18 protein-coding genes are annotated in these 24124 nt (G+C 63.2%); 13 read left to right on the top strand and 5 right to left on the bottom strand.

The genetic code is table 11. The features are described from left to right. Positions 1-74 precede the first annotated feature (74 nt). The 6 genes from HHL22_RS04340 (at position 75) to HHL22_RS04315 (ending at position 9369) form a co-directional block, all read left to right on the top strand. On the top strand, positions 75-2441 hold the full coding sequence (locus HHL22_RS04340) for a TonB-dependent receptor (RefSeq protein ID WP_169529727.1): 2367 nt from the start codon (positions 75-77) through the stop codon (positions 2439-2441). Positions 2442-2444: 3 nt separating this feature from the next. Continuing rightward, entirely contained in the window at positions 2445-3494 is a 1050-nt protein-coding gene (locus HHL22_RS04335) for a sulfite exporter TauE/SafE family protein (protein WP_169529726.1), read from the top strand. 103 nt (positions 3495-3597) lie between these two features. Continuing rightward, entirely contained in the window at positions 3598-3810 is a 213-nt protein-coding gene (locus tag HHL22_RS04330) for a hypothetical protein (protein ID WP_169529725.1), read from the top strand. 20 nt (positions 3811-3830) lie between these two features. Beyond that, positions 3831-5180, top strand: coding sequence for a TolC family protein (locus HHL22_RS04325; protein ID WP_169529724.1), 1350 nt, complete (start codon positions 3831-3833; stop codon positions 5178-5180). 35 nt (positions 5181-5215) lie between these two features. Next, positions 5216-6139 carry an efflux RND transporter periplasmic adaptor subunit gene (locus HHL22_RS04320; RefSeq protein ID WP_169529723.1) on the top strand — a complete coding sequence of 308 codons (924 nt, stop codon included), beginning with the start codon at positions 5216-5218 and terminating at the stop codon, positions 6137-6139. Continuing rightward, on the top strand, positions 6136-9369 hold the full coding sequence (locus tag HHL22_RS04315; RefSeq protein WP_169529722.1) for an efflux RND transporter permease subunit: 3234 nt from the start codon (positions 6136-6138) through the stop codon (positions 9367-9369). The genes HHL22_RS04320 and HHL22_RS04315 overlap by 4 nt, the downstream gene beginning before the upstream one ends. Positions 9370-9606: 237 nt before the next feature. Here the strand turns inward: HHL22_RS04315 and HHL22_RS04310 are convergent, their stop codons facing one another. The 5 genes from HHL22_RS04310 to HHL22_RS04290 all read right to left on the bottom strand — a co-directional run bounded on the left by HHL22_RS04310 (position 9607) and on the right by HHL22_RS04290 (position 14042). Continuing rightward, positions 9607-10347: a phosphatase PAP2 family protein gene (locus HHL22_RS04310; RefSeq protein ID WP_169529721.1), complete on the bottom strand. Its 741-nt coding sequence runs from the start codon at positions 10345-10347 to the stop codon at positions 9607-9609. 289 nt (positions 10348-10636) lie between these two features. Then, on the bottom strand, positions 10637-11911 hold the full coding sequence (locus HHL22_RS04305) for a sensor histidine kinase (RefSeq protein WP_169529720.1): 1275 nt from the start codon (positions 11909-11911) through the stop codon (positions 10637-10639). 12 nt (positions 11912-11923) lie between these two features. Continuing rightward, entirely contained in the window at positions 11924-12601 is a 678-nt protein-coding gene (locus tag HHL22_RS04300; protein WP_169529719.1) for a response regulator transcription factor, read from the bottom strand. 355 nt (positions 12602-12956) lie between these two features. Continuing rightward, the gene (locus HHL22_RS04295; protein WP_241737962.1) at positions 12957-13589 is read right to left on the bottom strand and encodes a carboxymuconolactone decarboxylase family protein; all 633 of its coding nucleotides are present in this window, start codon (positions 13587-13589) and stop codon (positions 12957-12959) included. A gap of 96 nt (positions 13590-13685) precedes the next feature. Beyond that, on the bottom strand, positions 13686-14042 hold the full coding sequence (locus tag HHL22_RS04290; protein ID WP_169529718.1) for a cyclophilin-like fold protein: 357 nt from the start codon (positions 14040-14042) through the stop codon (positions 13686-13688). A 221-nt stretch (positions 14043-14263) separates the two neighbouring features. On the opposite strand from HHL22_RS04290, the gene HHL22_RS04285 reads away from it, so the two are divergent. The 7 genes from HHL22_RS04285 to HHL22_RS04255 all read left to right on the top strand — a co-directional run bounded on the left by HHL22_RS04285 (position 14264) and on the right by HHL22_RS04255 (position 24089). After that, positions 14264-15895, top strand: a complete 1632-nt coding sequence (locus tag HHL22_RS04285; protein ID WP_169529717.1) for an IS1182 family transposase — start codon at positions 14264-14266, stop codon at positions 15893-15895. A 32-nt stretch (positions 15896-15927) separates the two neighbouring features. Continuing rightward, positions 15928-16494, top strand: a complete 567-nt coding sequence (locus HHL22_RS04280) for a recombinase family protein (protein ID WP_169529716.1) — start codon at positions 15928-15930, stop codon at positions 16492-16494. A 43-nt stretch (positions 16495-16537) separates the two neighbouring features. Beyond that, a complete protein-coding gene (locus HHL22_RS04275) occupies positions 16538-17107 on the top strand; it encodes a hypothetical protein (RefSeq protein WP_169529715.1) in 570 nt (189 codons plus the stop codon). 335 nt (positions 17108-17442) lie between these two features. Beyond that, a complete protein-coding gene (locus tag HHL22_RS04270) occupies positions 17443-19083 on the top strand; it encodes a glycoside hydrolase family 43 protein (protein ID WP_317172622.1) in 1641 nt (546 codons plus the stop codon). A gap of 69 nt (positions 19084-19152) precedes the next feature. Next, on the top strand, positions 19153-21090 hold the full coding sequence (locus tag HHL22_RS04265) for a glycoside hydrolase family 97 protein (RefSeq protein WP_169529714.1): 1938 nt from the start codon (positions 19153-19155) through the stop codon (positions 21088-21090). A gap of 50 nt (positions 21091-21140) precedes the next feature. Continuing rightward, positions 21141-22730 (top strand): glycoside hydrolase family 43 protein, encoded by a 1590-nt coding sequence (locus HHL22_RS04260; RefSeq protein ID WP_169529713.1) that lies wholly within the window; start codon positions 21141-21143, stop codon positions 22728-22730. Between the two features lie 12 nt (positions 22731-22742). Beyond that, positions 22743-24089, top strand: coding sequence for a family 43 glycosylhydrolase (locus tag HHL22_RS04255; protein WP_169529712.1), 1347 nt, complete (start codon positions 22743-22745; stop codon positions 24087-24089). The last annotated feature ends 35 nt before the right edge of the window (positions 24090-24124 follow it).

Genomic DNA, 24124 nt, shown 5'->3' with positions numbered 1-24124 from the left:
CCCGCCTAAAAAAATCAAGTAACATGTTGAAGTTGAGAAGGGGATGTCGGCTGGTAGCCTTGCTAACAATGTTGATGAGCACGGCCACCGCCTGGGCCCAGACCGGCACCGTGCGCGGCACCTTGCAGGAGACGGGCGGGCAGCCGGTGCCGTTTGCCAGCGTGGTGCTGCTGCGAGCCGGGGCCAGCGACTCGACGCAGGTAACCGGCGCGCAGGCCAGCGAGAGCGGCGCGTTTGAGGTAGCCGGAGTGCCACTAGGTACCTATCGGCTGCGGGTGCTGGCCGTGGGCTACGGCCCCCTCCGGCGCACCATCAGCCTGACCAGCGCCGCCCCGACCCTAGCCCTGGGGGTGCTGCGCCTGCCCGCTACCAGCACCCGCCTCAAAGACGTGGTGGTGACGGCCGAGCGCCCGCTTGTCAGCGGCGGCTTGGATAAGAAGGTGGTGGACGTGAGCAAAGACCTGACCGTGACCGGCGGCACGGCCGTGGACGTACTCCAGAACGTGCCCTCCGTGACGGTGGACCAGACCGGGGCGGTGAGCATTCGCGGCTCGGGCGGGGTCACGATTTTCATCGACGGCAAGCCCACCACCACCACGCTCGACCAGATTCCGGCCAGCAGCATCCAGAGCGTAGAAGTGGTCACCAACCCCTCGGCGCGCTACGACGCGAGTGGGGCGGGCGGCATTTTGAACATCATTCTGAAGAAGGAAAAGCGCGACGGGTGGAACGGGCAGGTGAGCGCCACCGGCGGTACCGGCGACAAGGCCAACGGCTCGCTGAGCTTGAATTATCACAAGGGCAAGTTCAACCTGTTTGGGCAGTACGACTACCGGCGCGACCGGCGGCGCATCGACGGCTACCTCGACCAGACTACGGCGGCCAACGGGGCCACCCTGCTGCTGCGCCAGGACCGCCGCGGCGTGAGCTTGCCGCAGTCGCACGGCCTTCGCTTGGGGCTGGACTACGACCTGACGCCCGAGCAGTCGCTGACGCTGGCCGTGCAGCCGCGCTTCAACTCTTCGGTGCAGCAGGAAACGCTGGACTCGCGGCAAGTAAATCAGACGGCCGGCGACCAGCTGGTAGCGGCCGGCACCAGCAACCGCCAGAACGCCACCACCGGCACCTTCCCCTCGTCCGACGTGACGCTGGACTACCGCCACATCTGGGACCAGCACAAGGGCCGCGAGCTAACGGCGCTGGCCGTGTACACGCCGCTGCTGGCCGAAACCGACGTGGCCTCGCGCGTGCTCTACCCGCGCGACAGCCTCGTGACGCAGCAGCAGCGCACCACCAACCACACCACGCAGCTCACGGCGCAGGTGGACTACGTGCACCCCCTCGGGGAGAAGAGCCGCTTCGAGCTGGGCGCGCGCAGCAGCCTGCGGCAGTACGACCTGGACTACGTATTCGCCAGCCAGCCGGCGCTGCGCTTCGACCCCTCCAACCGCTTTATTTACAAGCAGTACGTGCAGGCGGCCTACGGCATCTATGCCGGCGCCGTCAGCAAATTCGGCTACCAGTTAGGGCTGCGGGCCGAGCAAACCAACCTCACCGGCACGCAGCTGGCGGGCAGCAATCCGCCCTTCAGCCAAAGCTACCTCAGTTTGTTTCCGAGCGCGGCCTTCACCTACGAGCTGCCCCACGACCAGCAGCTGCGCCTGGGCTACTCCAAGCGCATCGGCCGGCCCGACGCGGGCGAGCTGAACCCCTTCACTGACCGCTCGGACCCGCTGAACCTGCAAACCGGCAACCCGCAGCTGCTGCCCGAGTACGTGCACTCGGTGGAGCTGGGCCACGAAGTAACCTGGGCCGGCGGGCGCAGCCTGAGCAGCACGGCCTTCTACCGCCTCGAAACCAATACCGCCCAGGGCTTCCGCCAGGTAATCACTGATTCGCTGACGGGCAACGTGGTCACGAACACCACGCGCTACAACCTGGGCCAGGAAACCTCCTACGGCCTGGAGGTGGTGGCCGCCAGCCCGCTCACGGCGTTCTGGAAAGTGAACGCCACGGCCTCCACGTTCCGGCGCCTCATCAGGGGCGGGGTGGCCAGCACGCCAATCAACACGGCCAGCCAGGTGTACACGGCGCGCCTCAATAACGTGTTCACGCTCAGCAAAAAGCTCGACGCCCAACTGGCCCTCAACTACCGCTCGCCCATCAACTCGGCCCAGGGCACACGCAGCGCCAACTTCAACGTCGATGTCGCGGCCAAGTACAACGTGCTCGCTGACCGGGGCACCATCACGCTGCGGGTAGCGGACATCTTCAACACCCTGCACTACGACTTCACGGCCTACGGCGCGGAGTTTTCGACCTTCAGCCACTTCAAGCGCGAGTCGCGCATTGCCTACCTAGGCTTCAGCTACCGTTTCGGGCAGGGCCAGGAGAGTCGCAAGCGCCGCAGCGCCGACGAAGAGGGCGGCAGCGACAACTAACCGATGGGAGTAGCCTTGGTTTTTCTGGCGGCGCTGGTGGCTTTCGGCATCAGTACGGTGAGTGGCGGGGGCGCGGGCCTGCTGCTGCTGCCCGTGCTGGCGCGGGTGCTGCCGGCGTCGAGCGTGCCGGCGGCCCTCACGGTGGGCACGGCCACGGGCACCGTGTCGAAGCTGGCCCTGTTTTGGCGTAGCATCAACTGGCCCGTGACGCGGCGCTTTGTGCCGGGGGCGGTACCGGGGGTGCTGCTCGGGGCCTACCTGCTCAAGTACCTCAACCCATTGTACCTCGAAGTCTTCATCGGGCTATTCCTGCTTTCTAACCTGCCGGCCGCGCTCAAGCGTAGCCACCCGACGAGCGAAGCCGCCGCCCCCGAGCGAGCCGGCTGGCTCAAGCTGAGCACCATTGGCTTTTTGGCCGGCTTCCTCTCGGGCCTGACGGGGGCGGTGGGCCTGCTATTCAAAAAGTTCTACTTCCGCTACGGCCTTAGCCGCGACGAAGTGATTGCCACCCGCGCCGCCAACGAAATGCTGCTGCACGCCATCAAGCTGGTGCTCTACCTGTACCTGGGCTTGCTGACGGGGTCGGCCTGGCAAGCGGGCGCGGTGGTGGCCGTGGCGGCAGTACTGGCCACAACCGGGGCCAAGCGGCTGGTCAAGTACTTATCGGAAACCCTGTTTCAGCGCATCGGCTACGCGGCGATGGTGTTGAGCGGGGTATTTATGCTGGCCGGGGCCGGGCAGGAGCTGCGCACTACCGAGAACCTGCGGGCCAGCACCGCCCTGCTCGGCGACAACCTGGAGATAACCGGCTGGTGGCGCAGCACCAGCCTCACGCTGGAACTGGAAATCAACGACAGTCCCGCCATCGAGCAGCCGGTAGCTTTCAGCGATTTGCCCCGTAGGGTGCAGGCCGAAGTACGCCGCTTGCAGCGGGGCCGGCGCCTGCTCAATCTGGAGGAGGTGTGGGCGATAGGCGGCCACTACTACGAGGCGTACTTCAGCGCGGGCGGCCGCGTGCAATCGGTAGACATCAAAGAAGAGTCGGCAACTTAACCCAGCCAGTCTGAAAAGCAGGCCCGCCTGAATAACGCCAGAATATGCACAGAATTGGCGGATAGCTTGCCGTCCGGTAAGGCGCCGGACGCGCCGGTTTCCGATGAGAATAGCCCCCTTCTATTACGACCCGCCAACGGCGGCTACTCCCCCAGCCACCCGGCCACCCCGCGCTCCCTACCACGACAATAGCGACTGTCCCGAGGGCCAGCGCGTGCGCGCCAGCGGCCACTGGCGGCCCTACGAACCGACGCGCGTGGCCGATACCCGGGTGCGCTGCCCAGTTTGCCTGGCCCTCGATAAGCTTTCATCCTAGCTACCTCTTTTCCTAGTGCTATGCGCTTAGTATTGCCTGTTGCGCTGCCTCCTACCTTGCTTATTTGGCTGGCGCTGGCTGGCAGCATGCTCCTATGGCTACCCGGCCGGGCGCAGACGCCGCCTGCCGCCGCTACCCGCGACCTAACCTACTACCTCACTCAGGCCCGTCAGAACAGCCCACTCAGCGCCGACGCGCGCAACCAGGGGCGGGCGGGCCAGCTCGAAACCGAGCGCCTGCGGGCCTTTTACACCAAGGCCACCGGCACGCTGGTGGGCAACTACACGGCCGTACCGGTGCTCAGCACCGACGGGGGGCGCACCCGCCTGAGCTACGCGGCCGACGGCAGCACCGCCAACTATCAGGGCTACGACGTGGCCCTGAGCAACGGCTCGCTTTACCAGGGCTACGCGCAACTCACACAGCCGCTCTTCAATCAGAAGCGCTACCAGGCCTACGCCGCCCAGGCCCAGAGCCTGGCCCTGAGCCAGCAGAACCTCGCGCAGCTCTCGCTGCACGACCTGGAAAAGCTGGTGGGTGACCAGTACATCCTCTGCCGCCAGGACCTCGACCAGCTGACCTACGTGCGCGAGTTGCTCGGCATCCTGGGGCGGCAGCGCCTGCTGGTGCAGAAGCTGGTGGCGGCCAGCTTGCTCAAGCAGTCGGACTACCTGCTGCTGCAAATCGAGGTGGAAACCCAGCAGATGTTTCTCAATACCTACCGCACGGCTTATCACCGCGACCTGTTGGATTTGAACGTGCTCTGCGGTATCGGCGACACGACGGAGGTGCAGCTGGCCGCCCCCTATTTGCCGCTGAAGCAGCCGGGAGTACTGCCGAGCCTGTCGGGCTTCACGCAGCGCTACCGGCTCGATAGCCTGGTGTACGCGGCCAACCAACGGGTATTCGAGACGCGCTACCAGCCGCTGGTCAACGGCTTTGCCAACGGCGGGCTGGAGGCGGTGGACTACCGCGACATTCCGCGCCGCTTCGGGGTGAGCGCGGGCCTGCAATTCAGCGTGTACCTGTTTGACGGGCACCAGCGCCAGCTCAGCCGCGACCGCACCAGGGTGCTGACCAAAACCACCCGCGCCTACCAGCAAAACTTCGCCACCGTCAATCCCGTGCGCCAGCAGCGCCTGCTCTACGAGCTGCGCCAGGTGGAAGAACGCCGCCGGCTGGCCCAGGCCCAGATTGCCAACTACCGCCAGGTCCTCGACTCCTACAAGCGCGAAAGTATTGCCGGGCAGCTCTCCATCGTGTTCTACGTGCAGGTGCTTAAGAACTACGCCACCGCCGCCCGCGACCTGGTGCTGCTGGAGAACAGCCGCCTGCTGCTCATCAACGCCTACAACTACTGGACGTGGTAGCCCGCCGCCCCGTGCCAACCCGAACGACCTTCCCCATGCGCTTTTCCCAATTGCTTGCTACTGCGCCTTTCCTAGGGTTGCTTGCTGCCTGCCACGGGGCGGCCCCGGCCGACGAGGCGGCCGCGCCGGCGCCCCGCGCCCAGGTGCAGGTGGTGCAGCCCGCCACGCAGAGCCTGACGCAGTACCGCACCTTCCCGGCCACCTCGACCTACCCGCGCAAGAGCGCCGTGACCGCCCCGGTGGCGGGCTACATCACGGGCGTGAACGTGCGGCTCGGCGATAGGGTGACGGCCGGTCAGGTGCTCTTTACGCTCGAAACCAAGGAGCGGCGGGCGCTCGGTAATTCTATCACCCGCATCGACCCCTCGCTCAAGGGCTTCGGGCTGGTGTCGGTGACGGCCCCCTCGCCGGGCATCGTGAGCGTGCTCAACATCCAGCAGTCGGGCGACTATCTGCTCGAAGGCTCGCCGCTGGCCACGGTGGCCGAGAGCAGCCAGCTCGTGTTCCAGCTCAACCTGCCTTACGAGTACAATCAAATAGCGCAGGGCAACCCGTTGTGTACGATTGTGTTGCCCGACAGCACCCGCCTGCAAGGACGAGTAGAGTCGCCCCTGGCCAGCGTCAGCCCCGGCCAATCGGAAATCTACCTGGTCCGTCCAATTAACCCCCAGGGGGTAATCCCGGAAAACCTCATCGTGCAGGTGCGCCTCACGCAAACGCGGCAGCCCAACGCGCAGGTGCTGCCTGCCGGCTGCGTCCTCTCCGATGAGACGCTGCACAGCTTTTGGGTGATGAAACTGGTGAATGACTCGACGGCCGTGAAGGTGCCCGTGACCCTGGGGGTGCAGAAGCCCGACGAGATTGAAATTAAAACCCCCGTGTTCGGCCCCCACGACCGCATTTTGAGCGCGGGCAACTACGGGCTGGCTGACACGGCGAAAGTAAAGGTGGTAAAATGAGCGAGCCAACGACCCAGACTCCGCCCGCGCCGCTGGCTTCGCGTCAGCCCGCGCCGCCGCCCCCCGCCGACCCAGCCGACAGCTCTTATTTATACACCCTGCGCAAGCCCATCGTACTGCTGGGGCTGCTGCTGCTGGCCGTGGGCCTCTTCGCCTACTCGCAGATGCAGACGGCGCTGTTTCCCGAAGTCACTTTTCCCAAAATCACGCTCATCGCCGACGCCGGGCAGCAGCCCATCGACCGCATGATGATAACCGTGACCAAGCCCCTGGAAGCGGCCGTGAAGCGGGTGAAGGGCGTGACGGTGGTCAAAAGCAGCACCAGCCGCGGCTCGTGCGTGATTCAAGTATTCCTCAGCTGGAACGTAGACGTGTACGCCACCAAGGCGCAGCTCGAAAGCCGCGTGAACGAGATAAAGGGGCTGCTGCCGCCGGGCGTGACCATCGCCACCGAGGCCATGAACCAGTCGCTGTTTCCGGTGCTGGGCTACTCGCTGGAAAGCAATTCGCGCTCGCCCATCGCCCTGCGCGACGCGGGCAATTTGCTGGCCCGCCCCATTTTCTCGCAGGTGCCGGGCGCCTCCAACGTCATCGTGCGCGGCGGCAAGGCCAAGGAGTTTGTCGTCACGCCCGACCCGGCCAAGCTGGCCGGGCAGCGCCTCACCCCAGCCCAGCTGCAAGCCGCGTTTGCCACCACCAACTTCGTGCAGTCGGCCGGCAATTTGGGCAGCTTCCGCCGCCTCTACCTCACCCTCACCGATACCCGCCTAGGGTCGCTGGATGAGTTGAAGCAGGTGGTGGTGCGCGCCGACTCGGGCCGGGTAGTACGGGTGCGCGACGTGGCGACGGTGGATATTCAGGAACAGCAGGAGTTCGTGCTTATCAACGCCAACGGCCACGCCGCGGTGCTGATTGACCTCGTGAAGCAGCAGGGCGTGGACCTGGCCACCTTCGCGGCTAACGCCCACGCCAAGGCGGCCGAGCTGCGCAAGCTGTTGCCCCCCGGCATGACGCTCAAGCCCTACTATGACCAGTCGGTGTTCGTGGCCGACAGCATCGACAGCGTGATTCATAGCATCGTGGAGGGACTGGCGCTGGCCATCCTGGTGATGATTGTCTTCCTGCGCTCGTGGCGGGCCAGCCTGGCGGTGTTGCTCACTATTCCGGTCACGGTTTGCTTCACCCTGCTGGTGCTCTATTTGTTCGGCATCACCTTGGATATCATGTCGCTCGGGGCCATTGCGGCCTCGGTAGGCCTGATTATCGACGACGCCATCGTCATCATCGAGCAGATATACCGGCAGCACGAGGAAAACCCCGCCCACAGCAACATCCAGGTGGTGCGCGGGGCCATCGCGGGGCTGTTTCCGGCCATGGTGGCTTCCTCGCTGAGCACCATCGTCATCCACTTCCCCTTCCGGTTGATGAGCGGGCTGGCGGGCAGCTTCTTCAAGGAATTATCTGACACCATGCAGATTACCATGGTCTGCTCTTTTTTGGTGACGTGGCTGCTGCTGCCGGTACTGCACCTGTTTATCGGCTACCGGGCGGGCAAAAATGCCCACGCCCACAACGCGGCGCAGGAGCAGGCCGCCAAGCTGAGCTGGCTCACCAACTTATTTGCCCGGCCGCTGCTGGCCCTGGTGCTGGTGGTGGGCCTAGGGGTGGGCGCGTACCTGGTGGCGGGCCGCCTCGAAACCGGCTTTTTGCCCGACCTCGACGAGGGCAGCATCGTGCTCGACTACCACATGCCACCCGGCACCAGCCAGGTAGAAACCGACCGCGTGCTGCGCCAGGTGGAGCGTGAGATTATCACCAAACACCCCGAAATTCAGAGCTACTCGCGCCGCACCGGCATCGGCCTGGCCTTCGACACCCGCCCGCCGGAGTACGGCGACTACCTCATCCAGCTCAAGCGCGACCATAAGCTGACCACGCCCGAGGTCATCGACCAGCTGCGCCAGCGCATCGAGGCCAGCCAGCCGGCCCTGACCGTGGACTTTGGCCAGCGCATCTCCGACCTGCTGGGCGACCTTATGAGCAGCGCCAAACCCATCGAAATTAAAATTTTCGGCGACGACCAGCCCACGCTGGAAAAGCTCTCCAACCAGGTGGGGCAGGTACTGGAGAAGGTCAACGGCGTGGCCGACGTCAACAACGGCCTCATCCCTTCCGGCCCGAGCATCGTGTTCCGGCCCGACATCGCCAAGCTGGCCCGCTACGGCCTCACGCCCGTGGACTTCCAAACCCAGCTCGGCGACCTGGTGGGCGGCCAGGTGCTGAGCAACAGCAGCGGGCCGCAGGCCAGCATCTCGCCCGCGCAGTCGGCCTCCCTAGGAGGCGCGCAGGTGGGCCAGGTGCAGGACGGCGAGCAGCTGCGCCAGGTGCTGCTGCGCTACGTCGATTTCACCCACAACTCGCTGGCGCAGCTGGAGCGTCAGGTTATCGCCCTGCCCAACGGCACGGTGCGCCCGCTCACGTTCTTCGCCACCATTATCGTCGAGCCGGGCAACGTGGAGCTGCGCCGCGAGGACTTGAAGTCGGTGGCCCTGGTTACAGCCCGCCTCAACGGCCTCGACTTGGGCACGGCCATCCAGGACATTCGCCAGCGGGTGAGCCGGCAGGTGACGCTGCCGCCCGGCTACAGCATCGTGTACGGCGGGGCCTACGCCGAGCAGCAGGCCTCGTTCCGCGAGTTGGAGCTGATTCTGCTCACGGCCAGCCTCTTGGTATTCGCGGTGCTGCTATTTCTGTTCCGCGAGTGGCTGATTTCCCTGCTGGTACTCTTCATTTCCGTCATGGGCATTACCGGCTGCTTGCTAGGGCTCTTTTTGGCGGGTATCCCCTTGAACGTGAGCAGCTACACGGGCATCATCATGGTCGTGGGCATTATTGCCGAGAACGCCATCTTCACGGTACATCAGTTCTACGAGTCGCTCCGCGAAACCGGCGACGTGGACACGGCCATCCGCTACGCCATCGCCCTGCGCATCCGCCCCAAGCTGATGACGGCTATCGGGGCCATCCTGGCCCTCTCGCCTCTAGCCCTCGGCATCGGCCTAGGGGCGCAGATGCAGCAGCCGCTAGCCGTAGCCGTTATCGGCGGCTTCGTGGTAGCCCTGCCCATGCTGCTCTTCGTTTTGCCCACTGGCATGCGCCTGATTTATCACCACGTCAGCAAGCCGGAAGCGGTGGAAACGGTTGCTATTGACCCTGGCACGGCTATTTAATGCAGTAGCATCCTGACGCTTTCCCCTGGCAAATACCCACTAAATCGGGCTGCGACCGCTGGCTGGTTGCAGCCCGTTTCGGTTAGCCTGGTGCAGGTCACGCGAAAACCACCATTCGCAGGTTAAGTACAGTAATCAGTCATTCTACTATTACAGCCCAGTCGGCGAAGGGGCTTACCGGCGGGCCGGTGGGGAGGACGAGCGATACAACCGGCCTTCGAGTTGCCCGCGCCTGCCTTACTCGCGTGGGCCCGCGCCTCGCACGCGCTGCAGGAGCCGGCCCAACTCCGTAAGGTAGCGCGACGATGCCAGGTACAGCGTCCCAACCCAGGCCCCGGTCGCGAACCAGCCCGCCAGCACGTCAGACGGGTAGTGCGCCGCCAGGTACAGGCGTGACCACGACACCCCCAGCGCAAACAACGACCCGGCGCCCCAAGCTACCCAGCGCCAGCGCGTGGCCCAGCACAGAATGCCCACCGTGCTGGCCAGCGCCACCGAGGCCATGGTGTGGCCGCTAGGAAAACTAGGGTCGGGGAGCTGCTGAACGGTTTCGCGGCATATCTGGTGGTAAAAATCAGGCCGTAGGCGCTCAAAATGATACTTGGCCAGCAGGTTGAAGGCCACCGTGCCGCCCACCGCGCCCACCGCGAAGAGTAACTCCCGGTAGCGCCGACGGCGCAGCAGCTGCCACGCGCCCAGCGCCGCCAGGGCGTATACGCCCTGGCGGCGCTGGGCGCGTGGCAGCGCACTGAGCTGGTCCGCCAAGGCGCAGCGGGTACCGCCTTCGTGCTGGTGCAAGTAATTGAGGATGGGCCGGTCGAAAGGAAAGCCGTGGTCGGGTTGCCGACGGTCTTCGCGTAGCTCGTGGGCTACTTCCAAAAATAAACCCCAGGACCCCACGATGACGGTCAGCAATAGCCCAAGCAGACGGTGACGGCGGGCTAATCGCAGCAGAATAGGGAGCGGGGGGAAACTCATGGTAAAAGGAGGGGCTGGTGCTTGCTCAGCTAGGAAAGACCCAGTGGGAGTTACTGATTAAAGCGCGAGACTACCCTCTGATTCTGAATATATTCTGGCTTTAGGACCCTGTTCGGCGTCAGCGACGTTTTGCCGCGAAAAAAACCTGCCCGCGCTCAGCTGGCAGCCGAGCGCGGGCAGGTTTCGCTGGCAAGGCGGTCTCGGCTGCTGCGAAGCTGTGCGTGTTCAATCCACCCAGGAGTTGTCTATGCACCACGGTCACAACCACTGTCCGGGGGCGCTGAAACAACTAGGTAAACTCAACCCGTAGCGTGTGCCAGCTCGACCCGGCCACATACTCATAACGCACCCGAAAGCCGTAGTAGGCGCAGATATGCTGCACGATACTCAGCCCTAGCCCCGACGAGTCGGAAGCCGCGTTGTGCTTGCGGAATCGCTCAAAAAACCGCATGGGGTCGCCGGTAACGGCCGGGCCGGTGTTGCTCACTTCGAACGCCGACTTATCGAGTGATACGGCCAGGGTGCCGCCTGGCTGATTATGCTTGATGGCGTTCTGCAGGAGGTTGTGCAGTAGGGAGTCGGCTAGGCCGGGGTGCATGGTGCGGGCGGGCAGGTTGTCGGCAATGTGCAGCGTGACGTGCAGGCTACGGGCTTCCAGCAGGGGTTCGAGCATGGCCAGGCGGTCACGCAGTAGTTGGTCGAGGGGCAGCGGCACGGCTTGAGCCGGTGCGAATTGGTGATTTTCAAGCCTGGTAAGCAGCGTGAGGGACTGGTGCAAACGCGAAAGCCGCCGGGTAGCCTGGTGTAATTCTCCCAGCAGGGTCAGCGTCCTTTCGTCTTCCGTCAGGGTGGGGGTTTGCAATAGCTGCTCTACCTTGGCCTGCATGATGGCCAGTGGCGTCTGCGTTTCATGGGAAGCGTTTTCCGTAAACTCGCGGAGGCTCTCGTAGTCGGCCACCAGGCGCTCACTCAGCTGGTTGAGGGCCTGGTTTAGCTCCGCGAATTCCGTGATGGGTGGGGCCGGTAGACTTAACGGCTGGTGTTTTTGCAAGTCATACTCTCGCAGCCGGGCCAGCGTGTGCTGAAAGGGGCCCCACAGCCGCCGGGCCAGCCAGTGGTTGAGGACCACTACGCCGACTAGTAGCACAACCAAGGCTCCGAGCATCACGCCCACCACCACGCGCAGCAGGTCGTGAGTTTCCACCAACGACTTACGGATAGTAATCCACTCGGTCGATTGGCCGGCGGCTGCGAGCGGCAGTTGAAACGTGAGCTGGCGGTGGGGTACCAGCTCGTGCTCCACTGAGTCGAGCAGCAGCGTATCACTGAAGCCCGTGGGTCGGGGGTGTGTACTGCGGCTAAGCTGATAGGCGAATAAAGTGGGTGGCAGGCGCTGCTCACGCATTACCAGGCGCTGCACGTAGAGTTGCTCGCTGTAAAGCTGCTCGTCGGCCTCGTGGCGCAGGGCCCAGTTCAGGCGCAGCAGCAGCAGGCCGCTGGCCAGCGCAAACAAGCCGGCCACCAGCGGCACATAGTAGCGGGTAGTGGCGGTGAGTAGTTTCATAAGGGGGCGGACTTACTCCAGGCTGAGTTTATAGCCTACCCCGTAGAGCGTGCGGATGTAATTGTCGGCGCCGTGCTCCTGGAGTTTTTTGCGCAGGTTTTTGAGGTGCGTGTAAATAAAGTCCAGCGAGTCGGCCGCGTCAATCTGGTCGCCGCATAAGTGCTCCGCGATGGCCTCCTTGGTGAGCACCCGGCCCGGATTGGCTAGTAAATACAGTAATAAATCATATTCCTTACGCGTCAAGGCCAAGGGCTCGCCGCGCACGGTTACCTCATTTTGTTCGGGCCAAACCAGCAGGTCACGGAATACGATGTGGTGCTGGCCCTGAAATTGCCGCCGCCGGATTATGGCTCGCAGCCGGGCATTCAGTTCCGAGAGGTGAAACGGCTTCACCAGATAGTCGTCGGCCCCCAGGTCAAGGCCTTTGATGCGGTCGTCGAGCCCGTCGCGGGCGGTGAGCACCAGCACCCCGGCGGGCGAGCCATCGGACTTAAGCGCCCGCACCAGGTCGAGGCCATCGCCGTCGGGCAGCGTCAAATCAACCAGCACGCAGTCGTAGCGGTAAAGCTTAATTTTCTCGTAGGCCTGCGTAAAATTGACCGCCACCTCCACCACGTAGCCATTTTGGCGTAGAGCTTCTACTACCGTTCTGCGCAGGGCGGCTTCGTCTTCGACAAGTAGTAGTTTCATGAGTACTGGGCAGCAGGTGGTAAGCTGGTTGCACAAAGCAAGCCGTCAATCCTGAAGCAATTCTGGTGATTAATACCCCTGTTAAATAGTCGCTCTCTCATTAAAGAGTAGTGCCCGGCCGCTACGCTGCCTGATAGAGCAACTGCAAGTGTAGGATAAAGAGCGAGCTGCCTGAAATACTAAAACGAACTGCATCAGCTAGTTGCTCACAAGACCAGTCGGCTCAAAGGCCGCTTGCCAGTAAGAAGACCGAACCGGTTTATTAGGGCGCCAGTACCTTTACCAATACGGCCCGGCCAGCGTCCGCCTTTTGTTTGCCGACAGCCGCTTCCGTCAGGGTCAGCAGTTGCTGGAGTTATGCGGCGGTAAGCCCAAGGTGCAGGCCGATGCCCAGGTGGCCTTGCAGCTGCGCTTCCACGCCGCCCAGGCTCACGAGGGCGGTAATGGTGGTCAGCTCCCGCTCCTGGTACGTGAGTACGTCACGCTCGAAAATATCGGCGAACAGGTGCTCTTTGAGAAAGCGGTCAATTTCCGGGCTGAAGGCCCCGTAACCGGTTTTGACGGCTGGCTCGGGACGGCCGGTGAGGGTTTCCAATACCTTTTTGCCGCGCTCGTACTTGGAGCCGTTCTCGGCAATGGGAGATGCTTCCTTGCCCAACTCACTTTTGAGACCTTTGGCCTTGCGCTCGTCCAGCAACTTCAGCAACGTGTTTAGTCCGTTAATGCTGCGCGGAAAGCCGCAGTAAGCGTACAGGTGCACTAACTCTTCTTTTTCCTCATTCACTGTCAGGCCCGCGTCGAGCCCCTTAGCCAGCGCGTCGTGCAGGTGGGGTAAATCGCCGGTAGCCGTCAGGGCGGAGATAGTGACAATGGCTTGCTGCCGGGCCGATAAGGGCCCGGCGGGCGGGGTGTGGTGGGCCTGCATGGGGAGGATGGGTGTCGTCAGGAGGACAGTCAGACCGGTTAATAATCGCGTGTTTATGTTCATGGAGCTAGCGAATGGAATGGGCTGGAGACCAAGCCCGGCGCAAGTGCTGTTTAGTAGACTGGGGAACAAGCTGCTAAGGTAGACTACTTAAGGCTTTTATACAGCTTCAAACCTGACTTTTTGCGCGCCAGGAATGTTAAACAGCGTAGTGCCTTCCGGCAACCTGGCTAGCACAATCAGTCCGGCTTTTACTTGGTGGCCGTCCTGGTAATAGAAGGCCGCGACGCCCCCACCCAGCCAGTAGGCGATATCGCCCACCTGGTAGGTGGTACGCATAGTACCCGCCTCGGATAGTTTGGCGGGTAGGGCGCCGTATTTTTCCCGGTCGCCGAGGTCCTCCAGGTGCAGGGTTAGCGGCAGCAGTTTCACAAAGTCCCGCGTCGTTTCGCTCGCTACCAGCTGAGCGATAACTGATTGGCTGCCCACCGTTATTCTCAGTTGCTGGTGCGCCATGCTTGGCGGAACTTGCTGCCCGGTGAGTGGAGGATTGAAATTATCCGCTCGTTTACCAGCTGCTGCCAGCAATCTAGTTACTGCTTGCTCAAAGCTGATAGCATACTAGTCAGAGGACTGAGGTTGTTGGGAAATATTAAACACTTCAGGACCTTAGCTGCGTCAGAAAGGTGCAGTGGCTGTTGCAGAAGTAGGTGGCTAGCCCGCGGTACCTTAGGTCTATGCAGGGCCATAAACAGTTCGTCGACAAAGTCGTGCTGCGCTTCCAGTTGTCGGAGCGCGTGCCGAAGCACAATCTCTACCGCCGCCTCGCTGAGCTGCTCAACTGGGATTTTCTGTATGCGCAGACGCAGCCCTTTTACAGCCACACGGGGCAGCCCTCGCTCGACCCGGTCGTGTTCTTCAAGCTGATGCTCGTCAGCCGGTTAGAAAACCTGGTCAGCGACCGCCGTCTCGTGGAGCACTGTAGCCTGCGCTTGGATATTCTCTACTTTTTAGGCTACGAAGTGGACGAGGACCTACCCTGGCACTCCACTATCAGCCGTACCCGCCAGCTCTTTCCAGCCACCGTTTTTGAACACCTGTTTGACCACGTCTTCGCCCAGTGCATGGCCGCCGGCCTGGTCACGGGCCACACCCAGGCCGTCGACTCCGCACCCGTTAAGGCCAATGCCTCGCTCGAGAGCCTGTGCGAGAAGCAGGCGGCCGAAGTGCTTGCTCCCTTGATGCACGTAGCCGGTGAGTCGGCGCCGGACGCAGCCGTCACACAGCCAGCGGCTTTACTCGCCAGCCCAGCGCATGAGTTGCGGCGCGTCGCCGCGGCCCACGCCCGCTACGCCCGGAATGATAGTGGTCCGTTGGGGCGCGACCGGCCGCAAGCGCGGCTGCTGAGCAACAAGACCCACTACAGCCCCGCCGACCCCGATGCCCGCATCTCGGTTAAGCCAGGTAAAGCGCGGGCGCTTAATTACCTATGCAGCATGGCCATGGATGAGGCCAGCGGGATTATCAGTCACATCCAGGCCGATTTTGCCGACCACCGCGATAGCGTGCTGCTGGAGAGCATCGTTGCGCCACTTCAGCAGCGCTTGCTCACCCTCGACTTACCGGTAGTGGAGCTGGTGGCGGATACCAACTACTCGAATGGGGTGAACTACGCCTTGCTTGAAGCCCGGGGCATCACGCCCTGGATTCCTGTTTTCGGCAAGTTTAAAGCCGAAACGGAGGGCTTTACTTACCATGCTGACACTGATTGCTACACTTGTCCCGCTGGTAAGTTGCTGCCTTTTAAGGGCTTCGACCGGAACTTGGATGGCGGCCTACTTAAGAACTACCGCGCGGCCAGTCGGGATTGCCGTCTCTGTGCCCATAAGCCAACCTGCGCGCCGAAGGCCAAGAAGCGACAGCTCATTCGTACCGCCTACGCCGCCCACTACCGTCGGGCGCTTACTCGACAGCAAAGTCGGCAAGGTCAGCGTATGCGTCGGCTGCGGCAGCGCACGATAGAACCTGTTTTTGGCAGCTTGCTCCAGCACTATGGGCTGCGACGAGTCAACACGCGGGGCCGCAGTAGTGCCCATAAGACGATGCTCTTGACTGCTATCGCGTTCAATCTCAAGAAGCTGCTCAAGCACCAGCCCCAAAGACGCTCCGCTTGGCCATCACCCTACCTAAGCCACCGCCTGCGCAGCAGCTTTTGCGCTGCTGCAGGAGGCACTACCGCTATCATAACCAGCTTGGCAACCAGAGGCAGGAATGGGGGCAGGAGTTCTGCAACAGCCACTGCACCTTTCTGCAGCATACCCAAAAGCGCCGATTTAGCCTGTTTTTGCGGGTCAAGAAGTGGGTTCTGAAACGTAGCTTTGTGAGCTATACTTTCAGAGCCATGCAACACACCTTTGGGTACGCCCGCGTTTCGGCCACCGATCAGAACCTCGACACGCAACTGGAAGACCTGACCCGCGCGGGGTGCACGCGCATCTTTCAGGAGAAGGTATCCGGCACTCGCACCCGGAGCCACGCGCTCGACGAGCTACTAGCGGCCGTGCGCGAGGGCGACGTGGTGGTGGTGAACCGCCTGGCGCGGCTGGGGCGCAACACGGTGCACACGATTCAGCTGGTGGAGGAGTTCAACCGGCGCGGTGTGCACTTCCGGGCCCTCGACCTGAGCATCGACTCCCGGACACCAGCCGGTAAAATGATTATTGGGGTGTTCTCCTCGTTCAATCAATACGAGCGCGAGAACAACCGGCAGAAGAGCCTAGCGGGGATTGCCTTAGCCAAGCAGGAGGGCAAGCACTTAGGCCGGCCAGCTGGGCGCGATGCCGAGAAGGTAGCCAAGGTGGCCACAGCTTTGGAGCGGGGCCTCTCAGTGGCCGAGATTGTCACGCTCACCGGCATCAGTCGCGCTAGTGTCAAGCGCTACCGCCAGGAGCTCTTAGCTTCGCGCTAGGTAGTCGCGCGGGTACTTACTGCTACCTTCTTAAACCTCCCGAATGAAGCTTGCCCTCGTGTCACTGCTTGCTAGCATGCTGTTTCCAGCGGCTACCTGGGCGCAGCGCAGTGAATACCAACCACCTTCGTGTTCCGCGATGCAGAAGGCTTATACCGTGCTGCGACAACGAGATACCCGGCCAGCGGAACAAGCTTTCTTACGCGCGTTCCCGGCAACTTATCCCACCTTTACGCGCGTGTTTGGCTATAGCGGACGCGACAGCCGAACGACTTCTGTCCAGTTTGGCTGTCTGTATGAGACTTCCTGGCCGTACATCGAGCACCTGTTTAGTCTGCGCCAAGTAGCGCGCCCGGAAGTATTTAGCAAACTACTCGGGATTGCTCGGCACGCCCAGTGGCAATCAGACGGGTTGAACTACCTGCAAGACCACTGCATCAAGCTCGCAACGACCGATAGGCTCTTCTTAGCTTTTCTCAATCAACAACCGGAAGCTGAGCAGCGCAGCTTTACCCGCTTTTTACTCCTGAATCCGGTACCAAACGAGCCGTTGCAGAAGCAGCTAAAGGCCACGTATGCGCCCTACAGCCAGTTAAAAAAGGTGTTACACTAGAAGAGAGAGTGACACTACATCTGCCACTAGTTTTTGCAAAAGTGCCAATTCAGCTCAGATTGGCCGTTTCAGGTCGTGCCGGGTGGCGCGGCCTTTTTTTGTGCCCTAGGGGAGGGGTACTCGTGGCTGGGTAGTGCTGCTGAGCACCCCAAACCGCAGCGGTACTACCCGGCTCGGGGTGCTCGAAAAAGCGGGCGTGCTACCTATCGGTGTAGTTGCACTGAAAAAGGTATTGTAGTTTAGTTCCGTGCCCGGTCGAGCGCGGGGCAGTGGCCAGCCTACTGCCCCGGCGCCTGCTGTTTCGCTACCAAAACAGGGGCCCTACTTTATTGCCAATGAAAGCCAAACACTGGCTGGCCGCCCTAGGGGTGAGCTGGCTGCCAACCACTGCGTTGCTCGCACAATCGATTGAGTTGGGTAATCCCATCCCAATGGGCTTTTATTCAGACCCGAGCATCGTGAAGGTGGGGCCGACTTATTACCTGGTCAACGCCACCTTTTCGTACTTCCCCTGCCTTCCGGCTATGCACAGCCGGGACCTCAGAAATTGGCGGCAGGTGGGCAGCGTCATCAGCCGGCCGGCGCAGTTGGACTTCCTGGGCGACCGCATGACCCGCGGCTTGTTTGCGCCGGCCATTGCCTACCACAACGGCACGTACTACGTCACCTGCACGCTCATTGACCACCAGGGCAACTTTGTGGTGACGGCCAAAAACCCCGCCGGGCCGTGGAGCAACCCTACGTTTCTGCCCGACGTGCGGGGCATCGACCCCTCGCTGTTCTTCGAAGACGATAAGGCCTACGTAGTCTACAACAGCGACCCGCCCAACAACAAGCCGCTCTACGAGGGGCACCGCTCCATCAAGATGATAGAGCTAAATCCCAGTACGCTAGCGACGGTGGGCGAAGCCTGGATAGTGGTGAACGGGGGCGTGGACCTCAACAAAAAGCCCGTTCGGATAGAAGGCCCACACCTGCTGAAGCGGGGCGACTGGTACTACCTCTACGCGGCCGAGGGCGGCACGTCGGTCAACCACACCGAGGTGATATTTCGCAGCCGGGCGGCCCTAGGGCCGTTTGTGCCCTACGAACACAACCCCATCCTCTCGCAGCGCGAATTGCCTAAATACTGCCCCAACCCCATTACCTCGGCCGGGCACGCGCAGTTGGTAGAGGGGCCGGATGGCCAGACGTACGCCGTTTTTTTGGCGGTGCGGCCCTACCAGGACAACTTCTATAACACGGGCCGCGAGGCGTTTATCACGCCCGTGGAGTGGAAAGACGACTGGCCGGTGATGAACCCCGGCCCCGGCGGCGTGCAGTACCGCTACCGGGCCAGCTACCCCGAGGTGAAGCAGCCCGGCGCCCGGCCCCAGAGCGGCAACTTCGGCTACACCCTCACCTTCGAGCAGCAGCTTGACCCCGCACTGCTGTTTTTGCGCATGGTAGACAGCAGCAGCTTTTTCTTGAGTAAAGCCAAGGGGCTGACTCTAAAGCTAAAGCCCAAAACCTGCGCGGAGCGAGGCAACCCGTCCTTCATCGGCAAGCGGCAGCAGCACCTGCATGGCAGCGCCGAAACCGAACTGACGTTTGAGCCGCGCGGCGAGGTAGAGCAGGCGGGCCTAGTGGCGTTTCAGGACGAAAAGCACTTTTACTACTTCTGCGAGTCAATGGCCGGCGGCAAGCCCGTGCTCGCGCTGTACAAGAGCACCGACGCGCCCAACACAATGACCCTGCTGGCCCAGGCGCCGCTGCAAACGGCGGCCGGTAAGGTGCAGCTGCGCCTACTGACCGAAGGCGACACCTATGGCTTCGCGTATTCAGAAAACGGCAGAGCCTGGCGCACACTCCAGGACAAGGTGGACGCGCGCTTTTTGAGCACCCAAACGGCGGGCGGCTTCATTGGCTGCCTCATCGGGATGTACGCCACCTCCGGGGGCAGCCCACGCGCAACACTGCCTCCTTCAAGTATTTAAAGTACGAAGGCCACGACCCGATGTACCAGCAATAAGGCGCGCGATGTGCCTGGCTTTGCGTTTCATTTTATGCGTTTAGTATCCATGATTTGCCTGCTGGCCCTGCCCCTGGCCGCCGCCCAGGCCGCCCCGCCCGTGCACATCAGCAGCCCCGACGGGGCCGTGCTGGTGACGGTGGCCCTGACGGCCCTAGGGCAGCCCACCTACGCCGTGCGCTACCGCCAGGCCGAGCTGCTGCGGCCCTCGCGCCTGGGGCTGCAGCTGGCCGGCGCCGACCTCACCCAGGGCCTGCAGCTCACCAAAGCCGACCCGCCAACCGCCGTGGCCGACGACTACCAGCTGGCTACCGACAAGCGCGCCAACTGCCGCTACCGGGCCAACCGGCGGGTGCTGCACTTCGCCAGCAAGGCCGGGGCGGCCGGGGCGCCGCGGCTCAGCGTGGTGTTTCAGGTGTCCAACGACGGGGTGGCGTTTCAGTACGTGCTGGAGGGTAAAAGCCAAGACGTACAGCGCATTACGGCCGAGGGCACCACGTTTCACCTGCCGGCCGGGGCTAGGGGCTGGCTGCACCCGCACGCCAAGGCCCAAACCGGCTGGGCCCACACGCAGCCGTCGTACGAGGAGTACTACCAGCGCGGCGTGGCGGCCGGCACGCCCTCGCCGCTGGGCGAAGGCTGGTCGTTTCCGGCCTTGTTTGAAACCGGCGGGCATTGGGTGCTGCTAACCGAGGCCGGCATGGGCCGCAGCTACTGCGGCAGCCACCTGGCGCACCAGTCGCCCAATGCCGAATACGCCGTGGCCTTTGCTCAGGCCCCCGAAAAAACCACGCCCGAGGCGGCGCTGCTGCCCGAAGGCCGCCTGCCGTGGCGCACACCCTGGCGGGTGCTGGTGGTGGGCAACTCGCTAGCTACCATTGTCGAGTCGACGCTGACGACCGACCTGAGCGCGCCCGCCCAAACGGCGCTGCTGCCCGAGGCACCGGGCAAGGCCGCGTGGTCGTGGGTGCTGCTCGGCGACCAAAACACCACCTACGACGTGCAGCGCCGCTTCATCGACTACGCGGCGGGCATGGGCTGGCGCTACTGCCTGGTGGATGCGCTGTGGGACCAGCAGATAGGCTACGACAAGATGCAGGAGCTGGCCCAGTATGCCCGCGCCAAAAACGTGGGTTTGCTGGCCTGGTACAACTCGAACGGCCACTGGAACGAGGCGCCGCAAACCCCGATTAACGTGCTGTTTGAGGCCGGGAGCCGACGCCGGGAATTCGCCCGCCTCAAGCAGATGGGCGTGGCGGGGGTGAAAATCGACTTTTTCGGCGGCGACGGGCAGTCGTTTATGAACTACTACCAGGACCTGCTGACCGACGCCGCCCAGGCCGGCCTGCTGGTGAACTTTCACGGCACCACCATCCCGAGGGGCTGGAACCGCACCTACCCCAACCTGATGACGATGGAAGCCGTGCGCGGCTTCGAGTTCCTGACCTTCGACCAGGCCAATACCGACCAGGAGCCCACCCACTGCGCCACGCTGCCCTTCACCCGCAACGCGGTGGGGCCCATGGACTTCACGCCGATGGCGTTTTCGGAAATCCGAGGTAAGCAGCGCCGCACCTCTAATGCCTTCGAGCTGGCCTTGGCGGTGCTGTTTCAGTCGGGCATTCAGCACTACGCCGAGGTGCCCGAGGGCATGGCCGCCCAGCCCACCTACGTGCAGGACTTCGTGAAAAAGCTGCCCCCGCGCTGGGTTGACGTGAAATTTGTGGCCGGCTACCCCGGCCAGTACGCCGTGCTGGCCCGGCAGGCGCCCGGCGGCGCGTGGTACGTGGCCGGCATCAACGGCACCGACGCGCCCCAAACCGTTCAGGTAGACCTAGGGAAGCTGGGCCTGAAAGGCGGCACGCTCATTACCGACGGCGCCACCAACCGCAGCTTCAGCACGCGGGCCGTGGCGGGCAGCTCGCTTAGCCTGACGCTGCCCGCGCGCGGCGGCTTCGTGGTGCAGCCCTAGGGCCCTGGCCGAACGGCAATTGATACCCTCGCACCGCTAACTTCTGGCTCATGCCTTACTCTCTCAAGCGCAGTGCTTTAGGCTGCGCAATAGCCCTCGCCGCCGCGGCTGCTTCGCCGCTGGCGGCGCAAGTGCGGCCGGCGCAAAACCCCATCATCTTCGCCGACGTGCCCGACATGTCGATGATTCGGGTAGGGAAGACCTACTACATGAGCAGCACGACCATGCACCTGAGCCCCGGCGTGCCGATTATGAGATCGACGGACCTCGTGAACTGGCACCTTGTCAGCTACGCCTACGACACGCTGGCCAGCCTCGATGCGCTGACGCTAACCCACGGCCAAAGCACCTACGGCCGGGGCTCGTGGGCGAGCAGCCTGCGACTGCACCAGGGCACGTACTACGTCACGACCTTCGCCCAAACGACCGGCAAAACCTACGTTTACTCCACCCGAGATATCGAGAAAGGGCCCTGGAAAGTCGCCTCCTTCAAGCCAAGCTACCACGACCACTCCCTGTTTTTTGACGACGATGGGCGCGTGTACCTGGTGTACGGCGCCGGCCGGCTGCACCTGCTTGAGCTGACGGCCGACGCGTCGGGGGTGAAGCCCGGCGCTACGGCGCAGGTGCTTATCGAGAACGCCAGCGCCCCGGCCGGCCCCGACATCAGCTTGCCCGCCGAGGGCTCACAGCTGTTTAAAATCAGGGGCCAGTACTACCTTTTCAACATTGTGTGGCCTAGGGGCGGCATGCGCACGGTGGTGGTGCACCGGGCCGCCAAGCTCACGGGCCCCTACGAGGGCCGGGTGGCGCTGCAAGACCTGGGCGTGGCGCAGGGCGGGCTCATCGACACGCCCGACGGGCGGTGGTTTGCCTATTTATTTCGCGATTTTGGGGCCGTAGGCCGCATTCCGTACCTGGTGCCCGTGGCCTGGGCCGACGGCTGGCCGGTGCTGGGCACCGCCGGCAAAGTGCCCGCCACGCTGGCCCTGCCCCCCAGCACCGGCCCGGTGCCGGGCCTGGTGGCTTCGGATGAGTTTGCGCGGCGCAGGGGCGAGCCCGCCCTGCCGCTGGTGTGGCAGTGGAACCACAACCCCGACAACGCCCTCTGGTCGGTGGCCGAGCGCCCCGGTTACCTGCGCCTCAAAACCGGCCGCCTGGATACCACCTTCCTGCTGGCCCGTAACACCCTGACGCAGCGCACCATTGGGCCCACCTGCGCCGGCACTACGGCCCTGGATGTATCGCACCTCCAGGACGGTGATTTTGCCGGCCTGGCCCTGCTGCAAAAGCGCTACGGCCTGGTGGGAGTTGATGCCCGCCACGGCGCGAAGTTCATTGTCATGGTGAGCGCCGAATCGGAGAAGCCCGTGGAGCTGCAGCGCCTGCCGCTAACGCAGAACACCGTCTACTTCAAAGCCGCGTGCGACTTCACGGACCGCCGGGACGTGGCCACTTTCTACTACAGCCTCGATGGCAAGGCATGGCAAGCCATCGGGGTGCCGCTCAAAATGGCGTATACGCTGCCGCACTTCATGGGCTACCGGTTCGGGCTGTTCAACTATGCCACCAAGCGGGCCGGCGGCTACGCCGATTTCGACTACTTCCGCCTTGCAAACACCACTATCGGCCCCCGGTAACTCCCTAGCTCCATGCTACTTCGTAAACTGCCTTACCTGCTGAGTGGACTGGCGCTTTTGCTGGGCGCCGCCGCCAAAGCCCAAAACCCGCTGATTACCACTCAATTCACCGCCGACCCGTCGGCGCGCGTGTTCAACGGCCGGGTGTACGTGTACCCGTCGCACGACATCCTGGCCACGCCGGGGCGCGGGCGCGTGGGCTGGTTTTGCATGGCGGACTACCACGTGTTTTCGTCGGCCAACCTCACCGACTGGACCGACCACGGCGTCATCGTGACCCAGAACCAGGTGCCCTGGGTGAAGCCCGACAGCTACAGCATGTGGGCGCCCGACTGCATTGCCCGCAACGGCAAATACTACTTTTACTTCCCGAGCACCCCTAGGGATACCACTGACGGCAAGGGTTTTAGGGTGGGCGTGGCCGTGGCCGACCAGCCCACTGGCCCCTTCGTGCCGCAGCCGCTGCCCATCCGCGGCGTGCACGGCATCGACCCCAACGTGTTTATCGACCGCGACGGGCAGGCCTACCTCTACTGGTCGCAGGGCCACCTCTACGCCGCCAAGCTCCAGCCCAATATGCTGGAGCTGGCCTCGGCGCCCGTGACGCTAGGCGAGCTGCCCACCAAAGGCCTCAAGGAAGGGCCGTACATGTTTGAGCGCAAGGGGATTTACTACCTCACCTACCCGCACGTGGCCAACAAGACGGAGCGCCTCGAATACGCCACCAGCCCCAGCCCCCTAGGGCCGTTTACCGTGCGGGGCGTTATCATGGACGAGTCGCCGACCGGCTGCTGGACCAACCACCACTCCATCACGCAGTTCCGCAACCAGTGGTACCTGTTCTACCACCACAACGACTTGTCGCCCCAGTTCGACAAAAGCCGGTCCATTCGCCTGGACAGCCTGTTTTTTGAGCCCGACGGGGCCATCCGCAAGGTAGTGCCCACCCTGCGCGGCGTGGGCCTGACCGCGGCCCGCCAAAAAATTCAGGTGGACCGCTACAGCCGCCTGAGCAGCCGCGGCGCCACCATTGCCTTCCTAGACCCGGCCAACCCTTTCCTGGGCTGGCAAACACTGCTGGCCGACAGCCAGGGCTGGGTGCAGTACAACGGCGTAGCCTTTGGCAAGCAGGCCCTTAAGGCAGTGACGCTGCGTGTGCGGACCGCCGCCGGCGCCACAGTGCAGCTGCGCACCGACGGCGCCACCGGCCCGGTGCTAGCCCAGGTAGCCGTGCCGAAAGGCAGCGAGTGGCAGGAAATAAAAGCGCCCTTAGCCAGCTTCCAGCCCGGCACGCACGCGCTGGTCGTGGCCGCCAAAACCAGTGCGCCCGTTGCCGTTGACTGGGTGCGGTTTGAGTGATTGACTTAGCCGCCACTAAAGTGCCATGCGCATCT

This window comes from Hymenobacter polaris (genome assembly GCF_012927305.1).
In the GTDB taxonomy this organism is placed as follows: Bacteria; Bacteroidota; Bacteroidia; order Cytophagales; family Hymenobacteraceae; genus Hymenobacter; species Hymenobacter polaris.
Note: the sequence above shows the minus strand (reverse complement) of the source record. Positions and strands in the feature narration are given on the sequence as shown.

Bases quoted from the DNA above. Each gene is read 5' to 3' on its own strand.
- HHL22_RS04290 (WP_169529718.1), bottom strand. From the start codon at position 14,042: ATGGCGCACCAGCAACTGAGAATAACGGTGGGCAGCCAATCAGTTATC.
- HHL22_RS04335 (WP_169529726.1), top strand. From the start codon at position 2,445: ATGGGAGTAGCCTTGGTTTTTCTGGCGGCGCTGGTGGCTTTCGGCATC.
- HHL22_RS04325 (WP_169529724.1), top strand. From the start codon at position 3,831: ATGCGCTTAGTATTGCCTGTTGCGCTGCCTCCTACCTTGCTTATTTGG.
- HHL22_RS04285 (WP_169529717.1), top strand. From the start codon at position 14,264: ATGCAGGGCCATAAACAGTTCGTCGACAAAGTCGTGCTGCGCTTCCAG.
- HHL22_RS04295 (WP_241737962.1), bottom strand. From the start codon at position 13,589: ATGAACATAAACACGCGATTATTAACCGGTCTGACTGTCCTCCTGACG.
- HHL22_RS04275 (WP_169529715.1), top strand. From the start codon at position 16,538: ATGAAGCTTGCCCTCGTGTCACTGCTTGCTAGCATGCTGTTTCCAGCG.
- HHL22_RS04315 (WP_169529722.1), top strand. From the start codon at position 6,136: ATGAGCGAGCCAACGACCCAGACTCCGCCCGCGCCGCTGGCTTCGCGT.
- HHL22_RS04330 (WP_169529725.1), top strand. From the start codon at position 3,598: ATGAGAATAGCCCCCTTCTATTACGACCCGCCAACGGCGGCTACTCCC.
- HHL22_RS04310 (WP_169529721.1), bottom strand. From the start codon at position 10,347: ATGAGTTTCCCCCCGCTCCCTATTCTGCTGCGATTAGCCCGCCGTCAC.
- HHL22_RS04280 (WP_169529716.1), top strand. From the start codon at position 15,928: ATGCAACACACCTTTGGGTACGCCCGCGTTTCGGCCACCGATCAGAAC.
- HHL22_RS04320 (WP_169529723.1), top strand. From the start codon at position 5,216: ATGCGCTTTTCCCAATTGCTTGCTACTGCGCCTTTCCTAGGGTTGCTT.
- HHL22_RS04255 (WP_169529712.1), top strand. From the start codon at position 22,743: ATGCTACTTCGTAAACTGCCTTACCTGCTGAGTGGACTGGCGCTTTTG.
- HHL22_RS04265 (WP_169529714.1), top strand. From the start codon at position 19,153: ATGCGTTTAGTATCCATGATTTGCCTGCTGGCCCTGCCCCTGGCCGCC.
- HHL22_RS04270 (WP_317172622.1), top strand. From the start codon at position 17,443: ATGAAAGCCAAACACTGGCTGGCCGCCCTAGGGGTGAGCTGGCTGCCA.
- HHL22_RS04260 (WP_169529713.1), top strand. From the start codon at position 21,141: ATGCCTTACTCTCTCAAGCGCAGTGCTTTAGGCTGCGCAATAGCCCTC.
- HHL22_RS04340 (WP_169529727.1), top strand. From the start codon at position 75: ATGAGCACGGCCACCGCCTGGGCCCAGACCGGCACCGTGCGCGGCACC.
- HHL22_RS04305 (WP_169529720.1), bottom strand. From the start codon at position 11,911: ATGAAACTACTCACCGCCACTACCCGCTACTATGTGCCGCTGGTGGCC.
- HHL22_RS04300 (WP_169529719.1), bottom strand. From the start codon at position 12,601: ATGAAACTACTACTTGTCGAAGACGAAGCCGCCCTGCGCAGAACGGTA.